Genomic DNA, 16,314 nt, shown 5'->3' with positions numbered 1-16,314 from the left:
TGCATGAAAAAACCGGCCTGAACATTCAGGCCGGATCGAATATAAATTATTGGTTAGTAATTAGACCAATCCCTGAGCCATCATAGAATTGGCTACTTTTACAAATCCTGCAATGTTTGCACCTTTAACGTAGTTGGTAAAATCGGCTCCTTCTTTTCCGTATTTCACACACATTTCGTGAATGTTGCGCATTATAGAGTGCAACTTAGTATCCACTTCCTCGCGGCTCCATGACAGACGCATACTGTTCTGTGTCATTTCCAAACCTGATACAGCAACTCCGCCGGCATTGGCAGCTTTACCCGGGCCGTAAAGAATTTGCTTTTGAAGGAAATAATGAACGGCATCCTCAGTACTTGGCATGTTGGCGCCTTCAGCAACCACAAAACAACCATTGTCAAGCAGCATTTTTGCCTCTTCAAGATTCAGTTCATTTTCAGTTGCACAAGGCAAAGCCACGTCGCATTTCACACTCCACGGACGCTGTTTCTCCATATATTTTACTGCATACTTGTCGGCATATTCTTTTATCCTTCCGCGATGCACGTTTTTCAACTCCATCACAAAATCCAGTTTCTCACGGTCAATACCTTCCGGATCGTAAATCGAACCACTTGAATCGGATAATGTCACTACTTTGCCGCCAAGCTCAATAACTTTTTCTGTAGCAAATTGTGCCACATTTCCTGATCCGGAAACAGCAACCACTTTCCCTTTAAAACTTTCGCCGCGGGTTTCCATCATTTCTTTGGCAAAATACACGGCACCATAACCGGTCGCTTCGGGTCTGATAAGCGAACCTCCCCATTCAACACCTTTTCCGGTAAGCACTCCGGTAAACTCGTTTCGTAAGCGTTTGTATTGTCCAAACAAGAAGCCAATTTCGCGACCGCCAACGCCAATATCGCCGGCAGGCACATCGGTGTACGGCCCGATATGACGCGACAGTTCGGTCATAAAACTTTGGCAGAAACGCATTACTTCGTTGTCCGATTTGTTTTTCGGATCAAAATCAGAACCTCCTTTTCCGCCACCCATCGGCAGCGAAGTCAGGCTGTTTTTCAAAACCTGCTCAAAAGCCAAAAACTTAAGAATGCTTTGGTTTACGGTTGGGTGAAATCGCAGTCCTCCTTTGTAAGGCCCAATTGCGCTATTCATTTCAACACGATAACCGCGGTTGATATGAATTTTTCCCCGGTCGTCGATCCACGGAACACGAAACTGAATGATACGTTCCGGCTCAACCAGTCGTTCCAAAATTTGGGCATGAAGATACCTCGGATTGTCGAGCAGAAAATCGGCCAGCGATTCAACAACTTCATGCACAGCCTGATGAAATTCGGGTTGCCTCGGATCTTTGGCCCGCACGTAGTTCATAAAATCCTGAACAAATAATTGGCAGTTTTTAGTGTTCATTTTAATGGTTTTAGTTTTTATATGTTGAAGTTACGAAAAAGCCAGAAGTTATCTTATTGCTTTTCAGCATATTAATTAATGCTCAAAATGTTAGTCTGTTAGCTATGTTGGCTAATTAGTTGTAAACTCAAACATTTTCATCTGATTTATTTTGAATGTGTAAAATCACCTGATACATCCAACAAAAATTTTATCTTTGCGCCTTTAAAATCAGAATCTTATTAAGTAAGAAAATGGAATATAAATTCGCAGAAATAGAGCCGAAATGGCAAAAGTACTGGGAGGAAAACAAAACGTTTAAAACCAACGACGACTACTCAAAACCAAAATATTACATACTCGATATGTTCCCGTATCCATCGGGAGCGGGGCTACATGTTGGTCACCCCGAGGGGTATACTGCAACCGATATTTTAAGCCGTTACAAACGTATGAAAGGCTTTAATGTGTTGCATCCGATGGGCTACGATGCGTTTGGTTTGCCTGCTGAACAGTACGCCATGCAAACGGGGACGCACCCGGCAATTACCACTCAGAAAAACTGCGATAATTTCCGTCGCCAGATTAAAGCTATTGGCTTGAGCTACGACTGGGACCGCGAGATAAACACTACTGATCCGAAATATTTTAAGTGGACTCAGTGGATCTTCAAAAAATTATACGACACCTATTTTGATGAAGAGCAACAAAAAGGACGACCAATTTCGGAGTTGGTTATTCCTGAAGATGTAAAAGCAAAAGGCGAAGAGGCTGTAAAAACATACATTGGCGAAAAACGCCTGGCTTACTACGACAACGCACAGGTTTGGTGGTGTAACTCGTGTAAAACAGTTTGTGCCAACGAAGAGGTGCTGACCGATGGTTCGCACGAAAAATGTGGTAACACCGTAATTCGCAAAAACCTGAAACAATGGTTGCTGCGTATTCCTCATTATGGCGAAAGATTGCTGAGTGGCCTTGAAAAGCTGGATTGGCCGGAAGGTGTAAAAGACATGCAGCGTAACTGGATCGGTAAATCAACCGGTGCTGAGGTGGATTTTTCTATCGACGGATTAGATAAAAACTTACGTGTTTATACTACTCGCCCTGATACTTTGTTTGGTGCAACTTACATGGTAATTGCTCCTGAACACGAATTGGTAAATGAAATTGTTACTGAAGACAAGAAAGAAGCAGTTGATGCTTATATAAAAGCTGCGGCTTTAAAATCGGATTTGGATCGTACGGATTTAGCAAAAGAAAAAACCGGTGTATTTACCGGTCGTTATGCTGTGAATCCGGTGAACAAGCAGTTGATTCCGATTTGGGTAGCCGACTATGTGTTGATGGGCTACGGAACAGGAGCGATTATGGCAGTTCCGGCACACGATACCCGTGACTTTGAGTTTGCTAAAGAATTCGATATTCAAATCAACTGTATCCTTGATCCAAAAGATGCTGAGAACCGCGATGAGATTTTAGCTGGCGATGCTTGCTGGACAGAAGATGGTGCATACATCAACTCATCGAGTGATGAAACAGGATTAGATATCAACGGACTAAATAAAGCTGCAGGTATTCAACAAGTTGTTGAGTGGTTGGAAGGAAAAGGAATTGGTAAAGCAACAGTTAACTTTAAACTGCGCGACTGGCTGTTCAGCCGCCAGCGATACTGGGGCGAGCCTTTCCCTGTAATTCACTGGGAAGATGGCGAAGTTACTTTGGTAGAAGATGAAAATCTGCCTTTACAATTGCCAAATCTGGAAGAATACACACCAAGTGAAACCGGTGAGTCGCCTTTGGCAAACGCCGAAGACTGGTTGATGGTTACCGATAAAAACGGACGTAAAGGTCGTCGCGAAACCAACACCATGCCACAGTGGGCGGGATCGTGCTGGTACTACTTGCGCTACATCGATCCGAATAACGAAGACAGCATTTTTGATGTGAAAAAGGAACAATACTGGATGCCTGTTGACTTGTATGTTGGAGGTGCCGAGCACGCTGTTCTGCACTTGTTGTACTCGCGTTTCTGGCACAAAGTGTTGTTCGATTTAGGCGTTGTTTCAACCGAAGAGCCATTCCAAAAACTGTTTAACCAGGGAATGATTCTGGCTTTTGCCTACGAAACTTCAACAGGAGCGAAAGTAGCTTCTGATTTGGTAGAGGAAAAAGACGGCAAATATTTCCACACAGAAACAGGGGAGGAGCTGAGACAGATCGTAGCAAAAATGTCGAAGTCGCTGAAGAATGTGGTGAATCCTGATGATGTGATCGAACATTACGGTGCCGACTCATTGCGTTTGTACGAGATGTTTATGGGGCCGCTTGATGAGCGTAAACCATGGGCCGAAAACGGTGTGAAAGGAGTTTTCAACTTCCTGGCACGCGCTTACCGTTTCTTTGCCGATATGGATAAAATTGTTGATGGGGAAGAAGATAAAGACGTGGCAAAATTGCTGCATCAAACCATACAAAAAGTAGAGCACGATATTGAAAACCTGAAGTTCAATACCGGAATTTCGGCGTTGATGGTATTCAATAACCTGGCCATTAAAAAGGGAAAAGTTACCAAACAAACGGCTGAAACTTTTGCCAAAATACTGGCACCTTACGCGCCTCACATGGCTGAGGAATTGTGGTCGATGTATGGAAACAAGGAAACTTTGGCTTACGAAGCCTGGCCGGCAGTCGATCAGAGTTTACTGACTGAAGATTCACACGAATATCCGGTGTCGTTTAACGGTAAAATGCGTTTTAAAATTGAGTTACCTTTGGATATGCCAAAAGACGAGATTGAAAAGACAGTGCTTGCCGACGAGCGTGCTGCCAGGTGGATGGAAGGAAAAACCGTTCGAAAATTTATTTTTGTACCGAAAAAGATTATTAATATAGCAATTGGATAGTAATTTTCTGATTACGTATTTAAAGAGATATTTGGAAGGGCAATCGTACGGTTGCCCTTTCGTTTTTTAATTCTATATTATTTCGCAAATCCCTGACAATCATCACAATTTTTTCAGTAAAGGCTTTGTTCATTTGCGCGATTTTTAAACCACAAAAATTGCTGAGATGTTTACAAAACTTTTTGCAACACACAGGAACCTGATTAAAATTATTCAGGATTACGGGATCATGACATTTGGATTGTTTCTTTTTTCAATGGCATGGACGATGTTTGTTATTCCTGCAGAGATAGCCGGTGGTGGAATTAGTGGTGTGGCCGCGGTGGTATTTTACGCCACCAAAATTCCGGTCAGTCTCACTTATTTCTCAATAAACATTGTATTGGTGTTGATTGCCATTAAGTTTTTGGGCGCCAATTTTGGTGTAAAAACAATCTACAGTATTGTCGTTGTTTCTACATTTTTTGGGGTGTTCCAGGATATTCTGTCTGAACCGCTGGTTGATGACATGTTTCTGTCGGCTGTGCTCGGAGGTATGATTAGCGGTGTTGGTTTAGGCATTGTTTTTTCGCGTGGTGGCAGCACCGGCGGAACGGATATTATTGCCATGATCGTTAATAAATATCGAAATGTTAGTCCGGGCCGCGTTATTATGCTTTGCGATGTGGTAATTATTGCGTCGGTGTATTTTGTTTTTCAATCGGTTGAAAAGCTGGTTTACGGTTACGTAATGATGTGGGTAGTGTCGTACGCGCTCGATTCGTTTTTAAGTGGTGCCAACCGTTCGGCGCAAATGTTTATCATTTCAACCGAATACGAACAAATTGCTGAATATATCGGGAAGGATCTTTATCGTGGTGTTACCTTGCTCGATGGTTCGGGATGGTATACCAAAAAGGAAACAAAAATTGTAATGTCGGTTGTTCGTAAAAAGGAAACGGGTGCTATTTTTCGTAAGATCAAACAAATCGATCCGGATGCGTTTATTTCAATGGGCAGCGTGATGGGCGTTTATGGTCAGGGCTTTGACAAGTTAAAACTGTAAACTTTGCTCTTTGCACTAATTTTTTTCTTCCCTAAAAATTCAATTTTTTAAATAAATACATACTAATCTTGTTATCTATTCAGTTTTCTTATTTTTGCGTTTAATAAAATTTGAAGATGAGGAAATTGAGATCGATAGTTGTGGGGATGGGACTCGTAGTTGCACTGAGTCAGTTGTTTTCGTGTGCACCAAAAAAAGTTCAACAGGAGGAAGCACCGGTGTTAGATACCGTTGTTGAAGTGAAGATGCCGGTATTAAAATACGGCCTTCCGGTTGATTCTTTTTCGCTTGAAATGGGCAAAGTAAAGAACAACCAGTACCTCAGCCAGATTTTAAATGCGCGTGGTGTGGGCATGGGCACCATCGATAAAATTGCCCGAAAATCAAAAGACGTTTTTGACGTGCGTAAAATTAAAAGCGGCGAAAATTTCTGCATTCTTTCAACACGCGATTCAATTCCTGTAGCCAAATATTTTGTTTACGAAAACTCGCCGGTTGAATATACGGTGTTCGAGTTAACCGATACATTGGGAATTTACCAGGGCGAAAATGAAGTTAAAACCCGGCAACGAACTGCACAAGGTGTTGTCGAATCGTCGTTGTGGAACGCAATGATAGATAACGGACAAGATCCTGTTCTCTCTCTTGAACTGTCTAAAATATACGCCTGGACTATCGACTTTTTTGGAATTCAAAAAGGTGATCGTTATCGCTTAATTTATGATGAAAAATATGTTGATTCGGTATCTGTTGGCATTGGTAACATTTATGCTGTTGAATTCGAACATTACGGTGAACCCAACTATGCGTATTGGTTCAAGCAGGATACTGTCTGGGATTATTATGACGACAAAGGAAATAGTTTGAGAAAGGAATTTTTAAAAGCTCCTTTGGAATTTTATCGTATAAGTTCGCGTTTTTCAAACGGTCGGATGCATCCGGTTTTGCGTATTCGTCGTCCGCACCATGGAGTGGATTATGCGGCACCAAAAGGAACACCGGTTATGACTATTGGCGATGGTACCGTTATTGCCAAAGCTTACCAGAAAGGTGGCGGAGGGAATTATCTTAAGATAAAGCACAACCATACTTATACTACCACATACATGCATTTGTCCGGATTTGCGAAAGGAATAAAAACTGGAGTTCGGGTTCGGCAGGGCGATGAAATTGGTTATGTTGGAGCAACGGGATTGGCAACAGGTCCGCATCTTGATTTTAGAGTACACATGAATGGAAAGGCAATTGATCCTTTAAAAATGAAAGCAGATCCTGTAGATCCTATAGATTCCTTGCATATGGAACGCTTTACCATATTTAAAGACTCAATGATACAAGAGTTGCAAAAAATCCAGTGGGATGATCTGGAACAAATTCTTGCGAATTCAAATTAGTCTCACAAGTTTTATAATCGGGGCTATCGCTACGTTTCTCGGTTACAGCTCTTTTCTTCAATAACATATTAGAGATCCCCCAATTAAAATTTAGACCCGCTATAAATTGCTGGTTGCCAAATCTTCAATTTAATTCTCAGTTAATAAGCCAGATAACTAATGTGCAGTAAAAATATGCACCATAGTTTGTAATAAATTAGCTCAAAAGTGTAACTTTCTAATTTCGAGACAGTTTAAAATACTATTCTACCTGTTTCGAACGTATATCAATTGAGAAATTAGTTATAGCTTTAAGTAACAAACCTAAATTGTGGAAGATAAATGGGACGGCTGTGGCATTCGTTGTATTTACTAACGTTAGTATCAATTACAATTTTTGTATTTGTCTTTTTGCTTGTTTACGGAGCTGATTATTACGTGTCAGCTATTGGTGAACGACATTTTCATGAACAAGATGCATTGTTGAGACCAACCGGATTAATCGGTCACGGACTCGGAATTATCGGAGCTACGTTTATGGTAGTTGGCGTGTTTGGTTATATGGCGCGCAAACGATTCAAGTTCCTTTCGCGGCTGGGAGTATTAAAATACTGGCTTGAGTTTCATATTTTTTTATGCACACTGGGACCGATCATGGTCTTGTTTCACACCTCATTTAAGTTCGGAGGAATTGTCGCTGTAAGTTTTTGGAGTATGGTGGCAGTGGTAATTAGCGGAGTAATTGGCCGGGTTATCTATCTTCAAATTCCGCGCACCATAGAAGGACGGGAGATGAGCCTTAACGAATTGAACAAAATGGAAACTGAACTTTGGGCACAATTCAGCAATGGGAATGAGGCACTGTCAGCCGGTTTACAGAAAGTAAATACAGCATTAAAAACACAATCGTACCGAGAGGAAGGAAATTACGTGAAACGACTGGCAAATCGATTACGTTTTGAGCGGTCGTTAATTACCGAATTGCGAAAAGAACTGAAAGAGAAAGGCTTTAAAGGCAAAAATTACCGGAAGGCAATAAAAATATTGAAGTCAAAAATTATCATGAATCGCCGGATTGCGTGGCTTTCAACCATGCAACAATTGATGCGCTACTGGCACGTGGCACACCTTCCGTTTGCCCTAATTATGCTGGTGATTATGTTGGTTCATATTGTTGTGGCTTTGCTGTTTGGTTACACATGGATTTTTTAAAATTATGGAAAACCTACTTGAACAAATATTGATTTACGGCGCCGTAGTATTATTTCTGCTGGGAGTAGTTTTCATCTATATCCGGAAATTACGACGTGAATCAAGAATTGTTGAAGAGAAGATACAACGGGCAAAAGAAGACGGATTGCACGAACCTGTTTCCTTGCATCCGGTGGTAGATGTCAACTCATGTATTCAGAGCGGAGCCTGTATTCGTGCCTGCCCCGAACATGATATTCTGGGAATCCGAAATGGAAAAGCAACCGTTATAAATGCCAGCCAGTGTGTGGGGCACGGAGCCTGTTTTCATGCCTGCCCAACGCAAGCTATTTCACTTTTTATCGGAACCGAAAAGCGGGGCGTTGATCTGCCTCATGTTAATCAAACTTTCGAAACCAATGTAAAAGGGATGTTTATTGCCGGCGAAATGGGCGGAATGGGATTGATCAGAAATGCGGTAGAGCAGGGAAGACAAGCTGTTCAAAACCTGGCAAAAGGAATAAAACCGGGAAGTGGTACTGAATATGATTTGGTTGTAATTGGCGCCGGGCCGGCAGGAATTTCTGCAACACTGGAGGCAAAACGCCTGAAGTTAAAAACCGTTACGCTCGAACAGGATACGCTGGGCGGAACGGTTTACACTTTTCCGCGGGCAAAAATTGTAATGACCTCGCCAATGGATTTGCCGTTGTATGGAAAGGTAAAATTGTACGAAACCAGCAAACCCGAATTGCTGGATTTGTGGAACGAGGTTCTGTCGAAGAACGAAATTAAAATCAACGAAAAACAAAAGGTAAATAAAATAACCAAAACCGAACAGGGATTTCGGGTGGAATGCAGCAATGGAGAATTGTATTCCTCACAGCGCGTTTTGCTGGCCATCGGCCGGCGCGGTACACCGCGGAAATTAAATGTTCCGGGCGAAGATTTACCAAAAGTTGCTTACCGGTTGCTCGAACCTGAGCTTATTTCGGGCAACAAAATATTGGTTGTTGGTGGTGGCGATTCGGCTATCGAATCAGCTTTGTTGCTGGCTGCCGGAAATGAAGTTACTCTTTCGTACCGGAAAGAAACTTTTTCGCGCCTAAAACCGAAAAACAGAAAAAAACTTGACGAAGCCATTGACTCGAAACTCCTGGAAGTGATTTTAAATTCAAACGTACACGCTATTGAAGAAGATTGTGTGCACATAGAAATTGCGCAGCAAGATGAGGAGTTGGTCCTTGAAAATCAGTTGATATACATTTTCGCTGGTGGCGAATTGCCCACCGAGTTTTTACGAAATGCAGGAATTGAAATAACCACAAAATTTGGCGAGGCAATATTAAAACACGCTTAGAAGTTTGAAAATCGTAGGTAAACATACCGGAATTCTTTTGGCAGTATTTTTTATTGCTGTTAAGGCCTTTGCACAATTGTCGCCGGGAGAATTGTCGGATGCGCATGCCCATTTGGAAGGTCTTACAAACTGCACAAAGTGCCATGTTTTGGGCGAGAAGGAAACGTCGGCAAAATGTTTGGCCTGTCATACCGAAATAAAAAATCTGATGGACCAGAAGAAAGGTTATCATGCCTCGTCAGAAGTAGCCGGGCAACGATGTGCAGCTTGCCACGGCGAACATTATGGTCGCGATTTTAAGGTGATTCGGATTGATAAAGATACTTTCAATCATGATTTAACGGGTTTTAAACTGGAGGCAAAACATGCTGAGATAAACTGTGCCGATTGTCATAAAGCCGCGTTAATTAAAAACAAAATTTCGCAGAAAAAATCAGCCGAAACTTACCTCGGAATGGGCACGGAATGTATCGATTGCCATACCGATGTTCACCAGAATACTTTGTCGCAGAATTGTACGGCTTGTCACAACCAGGAAGCTTTTGTCCCGGCTACCGGTTTTAATCACGCAGCAACTAAATTCCCATTGGTTGGGAAACACCGGGAAGTCGATTGTTCCAAATGCCATGAAAAAACCACGTTGAATGGCAAGACATTTCAACAGTTTGCTGACGTAAAATTTGCCAACTGTACCAGCTGCCACGAGGATGTACACAACAATAAATTTGGCAACGACTGCCGGAAATGTCACGATGAGTTTTCATTCACGCAGGTGAAGAACATTGGCGCATTTAACCACAACAACACCGATTATCCATTGCGAGGCAAACATGTTGCGGTAGATTGTAAAGAATGCCATACCTCCGGGAATCACACAAAAGCTTTGCCTCATGCTAATTGTACCGATTGTCACAGCGATTTTCATAAAGGTCAGTTTGCTAAAAACGGGCTTTCACCCGATTGTAATTCCTGTCATTCCGTTCATGGGTTTTCGCCGTCTTCATTTGGTCTTGATCGGCACAACCAAACCGAATTTGCCTTAAACGGCGCACACATGGCGACACCTTGTTTTGAGTGCCATAAAAAAGGCGAAGAATGGAATTTTAAGTTCGAAGAAATCAATTGTGTTACCTGTCACGAAAATATTCATGAAAATAAGATCAGCAGCAAATTTATGCCTGATTTCGATTGTCGTACTTGTCATAATGAGGTGATTTGGAGTCAAGTAGAATTTGATCATACAAAAACCAAATTTAACCTTGAAGGAAAACATAAAGCGGCTTCGTGTCGCGATTGCCACTTTAACGAAACGGCCGGAGTTGTAACGCAACAATTTGCAGGACTCGCGGCTGACTGTGCGAACTGCCATGATGATATTCATTTTGGGCAGTTTGAGGAACTGGGGAAAAATGATTGCGAGCGGTGCCACACGTTTAACAACTGGTTGCCCGAAAAATTCAATCATAATAGTGCACGGTTTAAGATCGATGGAAAACATGAAGGGCTGGAGTGTATTGCCTGCCATAAACCCACCGATAATTTAATCCGTAATTACATCGTATACAAATTTGAAGATATAACATGCGCAAGTTGTCATTAATAGCTGTGGTGTTGTTTTCGGTTTTTCAACTGAGGGCACAGGAGAATCCTCACGGTGCGGATCTTTCATTCGATTGCCTCGACTGCCACACCACCGAAGGGTGGACGTTCTCGGAAGCGACGGCACGTTTCTCGCATGATTCAACCGATTTTTTGCTTGAAGGGCAGCATGCTTTTACGGATTGCAGAGCGTGCCACACAACCCTGGTTTTTAACGATGCAAAAACGAATTGTATCGATTGTCACAACGACATGCACAACAACACAGTTGGCCTCGATTGCAACCGTTGTCACGATTTCCGCTCCTGGCTGGTCAGCAACATCACCGAAATTCATCAAACCAGTCGGTTCCCTTTGTTGGGTGCGCACAACACCGCCGATTGTTCGGCATGTCATACCAGCGCATCGTTGTTAGAATTTCAGCCACTTGGAGTGGAGTGTATCGATTGCCATAGCCAGAATTATTACGCAACAACAGAGCCGAATCATGTGGAATCCGGTTTCTCAACCGACTGTATTGAATGTCATCGTGTTGATGCATTTTCGTGGTCGGCACAAGGCATAAATCACGATTTTTTCCCGTTGACAAAAGGACATGCAGTAAGCAGTTGTATTGAATGTCATACTTCGGGAATTTTTGAACCGGTTTCAACGGACTGTTTTAGCTGCCATGAAACTGATTTTGCTTCGGCAACAAATCCGTCGCACCAGAGCAGCGGTTTTTCAACGCAATGTACCGACTGTCATACAACCGATCCGGGCTGGAGTCCGGCAGAGTTTACTGTTCACGATGATTATTATTTCCCCATTTATTCAGGCGAACACCGTGGTGAATGGAACGATTGTTTTGATTGCCACACGCAACAAAATAATTATTCGGTGTTTAGCTGTATCGATTGTCATGAGCACAATCAAAATGAAATGGATGACGAACATCGGGGAATAAACGGTTACTCGTACAATAGTCTGGCTTGTTTTGCCTGTCATCCGCTGGGCCGCGAAGAAGGTGCATTTAACCACGAAACAACCGGATTTCCACTGAAGGGCGCACACGTACAAAGCGATTGTTTGAGCTGTCATACCAATGGTTTTGCGGGGACTTCAAGCGCGTGCAGTAGTTGTCATACCTCAAACTATAACGAGGCTGCAAATCCGAATCATTTATCGGCAGGTATTTCTTTGGAGTGTGAACCGTGCCACAATGAAGATGGATGGACTCCATCGTTATTCGATCATATAATAACTTCTGGATTTGAACTCACGGGTGGCCACGACGGTCGTCAATGTGCAGATTGCCATTTGGGAACAACCACCGCTGCCGATCCGGCTTGCATCAGTTGCCATCAGGAAAATTATAATTCGGCAGAAAATCATCTGGCTTCGAATTACCCAACTGATTGTTTGCAATGCCACAGTGTAAACAGCTGGGACGATGCTACCTTCGATCATAATTTAACCGATTTCCCGTTAACCGGATCTCACATTGCTACGGAATGTTCAGCTTGCCATACCGATGGTTATGCAGGAACGTCGACGCTATGCAGCTCGTGCCACATCGATAATTATAATACTGCACAGAATCCTGATCATGCCAGTGCCGGTCTATCGAATGAATGTGAAACGTGTCACACCACAACAGCCTGGATACCCTCTCCGTTCGATCACACCGTAACAACCGGTTTCGAACTTACCGGCGGGCACGACGGGCGACAATGTGCTGACTGCCATTTGGGAACAACCACTGCCGCCGATCCGGCGTGTATGAGTTGCCATCAGGAAAATTATAACACGGCAGAAAATCATCTGGCCTCGAATTACCCAACCGATTGTTTGCAATGCCACAGCGTAAACAGTTGGGAAAGTGCTACTTTCGATCATAATTTGACCGATTTCCCTTTAACCGGATCTCACATTGCAACGGAATGTACTGCTTGCCACACCGATGGTTATGCAGGAACATCGACGATGTGCAATTCATGTCATATCGAAAATTATAACACCGCACAGAATCCTGATCATGCCAGTGCCGGTCTATCGAACGAATGTGAAGTGTGCCACACCACAACGGCGTGGATTCCTTCTCCGTTTGATCATACTGTAACAACAGGTTTTGAACTTATCGGTGGGCACGACGGGCGACAGTGTGCAGATTGCCATTTGGGAACAACCACCGCTGCCGATCCGGCATGTATCAGTTGTCACCAGGAGAATTATAACACGGCAGAAAATCATCTGGCCTCGAATTACCCAACAGATTGTTTGCAATGCCACAGCGTAAACAGCTGGGAAAGTGCAACGTTTGATCACAATTTAACTGAGTTTCCGTTAACCGGATCTCACATCGCGACCGAATGTACTGCCTGTCATATCGATGGTTATACCGGTACATCGACGCTTTGCAACTCATGCCACATCGAAAATTACAACACAGTTCAAAATCCTGATCATGCCAGTGCCGGTCTGTCGAATGAATGTGAAACGTGCCACACCACAACAGCCTGGATACCTTCTCCGTTTAATCACACCGTAACAACCGGTTTCGAACTCACCGGGGGCCATGATGGTCGGCAATGTGCAGATTGCCATTTGGGAACAACCACCGCCGCCGATCCGGCATGTATCAGTTGCCATCAGGATAATTATAATACGGCAGAAAATCATCTGGCTTCGAATTACCCAACAGATTGTTTGCAATGCCACAGCGTAAATAGCTGGGACGATGCTACCTTCGATCATAATTTAACGGAATTCCCGTTAACCGGAGCTCACATTGCAACGGAATGTACTGCTTGCCATACAGATGGTTATACCGGAACATCGACGCTTTGCAACTCATGCCACATCGAAAATTACAACACAGCCCAAAATCCTGATCATACCAGTGCCGGTCTGTCGAATGAATGTGAAACGTGCCACACCACAACAGCCTGGATACCTTCTCCGTTTAATCACACCGTAACAACCGGTTTCGAACTCACCGGAGGCCACGATGGGCGACAATGTGCTGACTGCCATTTGGGAACAACCACCGCCGCCGATCCGGCTTGTATCAGTTGCCACCAGGAAAATTATAATTCAGCAGAAAATCATCTGGCTTCGAATTATCCGACAGATTGTTTGCAATGCCACAGTGTAAACAGTTGGGAAGATGCTACTTTCGATCATAATTTAACCGATTTCCCTTTAACCGGAGCTCACATCGCAACCGAATGCACCGCCTGTCATACCGATGGTTATGCCGGGACATCGATGTTGTGTAATTCGTGTCACCTCACGGATTATAATAATACGGCAAATCCAAATCATTCATCATTGGGATTGGCTGTAAGTTGCGACGATTGCCACACTACTAATCCGGGGTGGGAGCCGGCGCTTTTCCCAAATCACAACGATTATTATTCATTGAATGGTGCGCACGCCGTGGTCTCAGCCAACTGCTTTTTGTGTCACGAAGGAAACTATACCTCCACGGCAACCACTTGTTATGGTTGTCATTCGGCAGAATATAATAACACAACAGATCCGTCGCATACGGCTGCTAATTTCCCGATCGACTGCGAATCGTGTCATTCGGAAAATGCCTGGGAACCATCCACTTTTGATCACGACGGTCAGTACTTTCCGATTTATAGCGGAAGGCATAATGGGCAGTGGAATTCATGCATCGATTGCCATTATCAAGCCGATAACTTTGCATTGTTTTCGTGTATAACATGTCATGAGCACAGTCAAACCGAAACCGACAGCCATCACAACGAGGTAAATGATTATGTCTACACGGCAACAAGTTGTTTCGATTGTCACCCACTTGGAATTGCAGAGGATGATTAAGATTCGAAAACCAAATATCAGATTATTGGGATTGTTTCTTTTGATTTTGGGAACAATGGCGGCGAATGCTCAGGAATCTGCAGGTTTACTTGAAGGAAAAGTGTCGTACATAACCGGAGAGAATATTTATGTGCGTTTTGCTTCTACTGAGCAAATTGAAAACGGGGACACCTTGTTTATTAGAAACGAAAACGGTTTGACACCAGCTCTAATTGTTGACCATCAATCTTCCATTTCTTGTTTGTGTTCCAAATTAGGTGAGCACTCATTTAAAGTAGATGATGTCATTTTTGTCAGAACAAAAAAGTCGATTCAGGAAGTTATAGAACCTCAACCGGAACTGCCTGAAAAGGATGTGAATGAACAGGTTCTAATTGCTCAGGAACCGACAAAAGAACCGTCGAGAACACAAGATATAAACGGCAGATTGTCTTTGTCTTCTTACTCCAATTTTTCTGATGAAGCGGATAATATTCACCGCTTTCGTTATACTTTGTCGGCAAAAGCTTCGCATCTGTCAGGATCAAAAATATCTGCTGAAACTTATGTGTCTTTCACGCATAAATTAAATCAGTGGGATGTGGTGCAGGAGAACCTGAATAATGCATTGAAAGTGTATAGTCTGGCGCTGAAATACGATATAAATGAGTCGGCAACTTTGTGGGCCGGACGAAAAATTAATCCGCGCATTGCAAATGTTGGGGCCATTGACGGGATTCAGTTCGAATATAAATTTAAAAATATGTTCGCCGGAATTGTTGGCGGTTCGCGGCCAGATTACCAGGATTACGGCTACAATTTCGATTTGTTCGAATACGGTGCTTACGTCGGGCAAAGCCAAAAAACGTCCAATGGTTTTGTGCAGTCGTCGATGGCTTATTTCGAGCAGCGAAATACGGGGAATGTCGACCGCCGGTTTGTTTACATGCAGCACACCAACTCAGCCATTAAAAATCTAACCTTATTTTCTTCGCTGGAGCTCGATTTGTACAAACTTGAAAATGATAAGCCCACGAACACAGTGAGTTTAACCAGCCTGTATTTTTCGGCGCGTTATCGCTTTTCAAAACGATTTTCAGTTTTTGGTTCGTATGATAATCGGAAAAATGTGATCTACTACGAAACATTCCGGAATTATGCCGACGAAATTTTGCAACAGGCAAGCCGGCAAGGAATACGCGCCAGAATAAACTACCGGCCAGTAAATGGTTTCATTGTTGGAGCCAGCGCGGGGACACGTTTTCGCGACGACGATCCGCGACCCACAAAAACATTGAATGGCTTTGCAACCTGGACAAAAGTTCCGGCGCTGAATGCGTCGTTGAGTATCACCGCCAATTTGATGCAAACCAGCTATCTTGACGGGCAGGTTTACGGCGCACGGTTATCAAAAGATCTGGTTTCAGGAAAATTGTATACAATGTTGCATTATCGTTGGGTAGATTTTCAATATGTAAATACTTTAACTAATTTGCAGCAGCACATTGGCGAGCTTGATTTGTCGTGGCAATTCAGCAAAAAACTGTATTTGTCGGCCAATTACGAGGCAACATTTCAGGATCAAAAGTTGTTTAACAGGTTGTACCTTAACTTGAGAATTAAATTTTAAAACAA

9 protein-coding genes are annotated in these 16,314 nt (G+C 43.1%); 8 read left to right on the top strand and 1 reads right to left on the bottom strand.

Annotated features, from left to right (window positions below):
* Nucleotides 1-60 precede the first annotated feature (60 nt).
* Nucleotides 61-1,416 (bottom strand): NADP-specific glutamate dehydrogenase, encoded by a 1,356-nt coding sequence (gene gdhA / locus QZ576_RS12810; RefSeq protein WP_297097773.1) that lies wholly within the window; start codon nucleotides 1,414-1,416, stop codon nucleotides 61-63.
* Nucleotides 1,417-1,649: 233 nt separating this feature from the next.
* On the opposite strand from gdhA, the gene leuS reads away from it, so the two are divergent.
* From leuS to QZ576_RS12770, 8 genes are all read left to right on the top strand, one after another.
* Nucleotides 1,650-4,301, top strand: coding sequence for a leucine--tRNA ligase (gene leuS / locus QZ576_RS12805; protein WP_297097771.1), 2,652 nt, complete (start codon nucleotides 1,650-1,652; stop codon nucleotides 4,299-4,301).
* Between the two features lie 166 nt (nucleotides 4,302-4,467).
* A complete protein-coding gene (locus QZ576_RS12800) occupies nucleotides 4,468-5,346 on the top strand; it encodes a YitT family protein (protein WP_297097769.1) in 879 nt (292 codons plus the stop codon).
* Between the two features lie 116 nt (nucleotides 5,347-5,462).
* Nucleotides 5,463-6,740, top strand: a complete 1,278-nt coding sequence (locus QZ576_RS12795; protein WP_297097767.1) for a peptidoglycan DD-metalloendopeptidase family protein — start codon at nucleotides 5,463-5,465, stop codon at nucleotides 6,738-6,740.
* 321 nt (nucleotides 6,741-7,061) lie between these two features.
* Nucleotides 7,062-7,931, top strand: a complete 870-nt coding sequence (locus QZ576_RS12790; RefSeq protein ID WP_297097765.1) for a hypothetical protein — start codon at nucleotides 7,062-7,064, stop codon at nucleotides 7,929-7,931.
* Nucleotides 7,932-7,935: 4 nt separating this feature from the next.
* Nucleotides 7,936-9,270 (top strand): NAD(P)-binding domain-containing protein, encoded by a 1,335-nt coding sequence (locus QZ576_RS12785; RefSeq protein WP_297097763.1) that lies wholly within the window; start codon nucleotides 7,936-7,938, stop codon nucleotides 9,268-9,270.
* A 4-nt stretch (nucleotides 9,271-9,274) separates the two neighbouring features.
* A complete protein-coding gene (locus tag QZ576_RS12780) occupies nucleotides 9,275-10,870 on the top strand; it encodes a cytochrome c3 family protein (RefSeq protein WP_297097761.1) in 1,596 nt (531 codons plus the stop codon).
* On the top strand, nucleotides 10,852-14,700 hold the full coding sequence (locus tag QZ576_RS12775) for a hypothetical protein (RefSeq protein WP_297097759.1): 3,849 nt from the start codon (nucleotides 10,852-10,854) through the stop codon (nucleotides 14,698-14,700). Before QZ576_RS12780 ends, QZ576_RS12775 begins: the two co-directional genes overlap by 19 nt.
* Nucleotides 14,693-16,309 (top strand): hypothetical protein, encoded by a 1,617-nt coding sequence (locus QZ576_RS12770; protein WP_297097757.1) that lies wholly within the window; start codon nucleotides 14,693-14,695, stop codon nucleotides 16,307-16,309. The genes QZ576_RS12775 and QZ576_RS12770 overlap by 8 nt, the downstream gene beginning before the upstream one ends.
* Nucleotides 16,310-16,314: the final 5 nt, after the last annotated feature.

Source organism: uncultured Draconibacterium sp., assembly GCF_913060805.1.
GTDB lineage: Bacteria > Bacteroidota > Bacteroidia > Bacteroidales > Prolixibacteraceae > Draconibacterium.
Note: the sequence above shows the minus strand (reverse complement) of the source record. Positions and strands in the feature narration are given on the sequence as shown.

Excerpts from the sequence above, each read along its gene's own strand:
- leuS (WP_297097771.1), top strand. The coding sequence starts at position 1,650 with ATGGAATATAAATTCGCAGAAATAGAGCCGAAATGGCAAAAGTACTGG.
- QZ576_RS12785 (WP_297097763.1), top strand. The coding sequence starts at position 7,936 with ATGGAAAACCTACTTGAACAAATATTGATTTACGGCGCCGTAGTATTA.
- QZ576_RS12775 (WP_297097759.1), top strand. The coding sequence starts at position 10,852 with ATGCGCAAGTTGTCATTAATAGCTGTGGTGTTGTTTTCGGTTTTTCAA.
- QZ576_RS12770 (WP_297097757.1), top strand. The coding sequence starts at position 14,693 with ATGATTAAGATTCGAAAACCAAATATCAGATTATTGGGATTGTTTCTT.
- QZ576_RS12795 (WP_297097767.1), top strand. The coding sequence starts at position 5,463 with ATGAGGAAATTGAGATCGATAGTTGTGGGGATGGGACTCGTAGTTGCA.
- QZ576_RS12790 (WP_297097765.1), top strand. The coding sequence starts at position 7,062 with ATGGGACGGCTGTGGCATTCGTTGTATTTACTAACGTTAGTATCAATT.
- QZ576_RS12800 (WP_297097769.1), top strand. The coding sequence starts at position 4,468 with ATGTTTACAAAACTTTTTGCAACACACAGGAACCTGATTAAAATTATT.
- gdhA (WP_297097773.1), bottom strand. The coding sequence starts at position 1,416 with ATGAACACTAAAAACTGCCAATTATTTGTTCAGGATTTTATGAACTAC.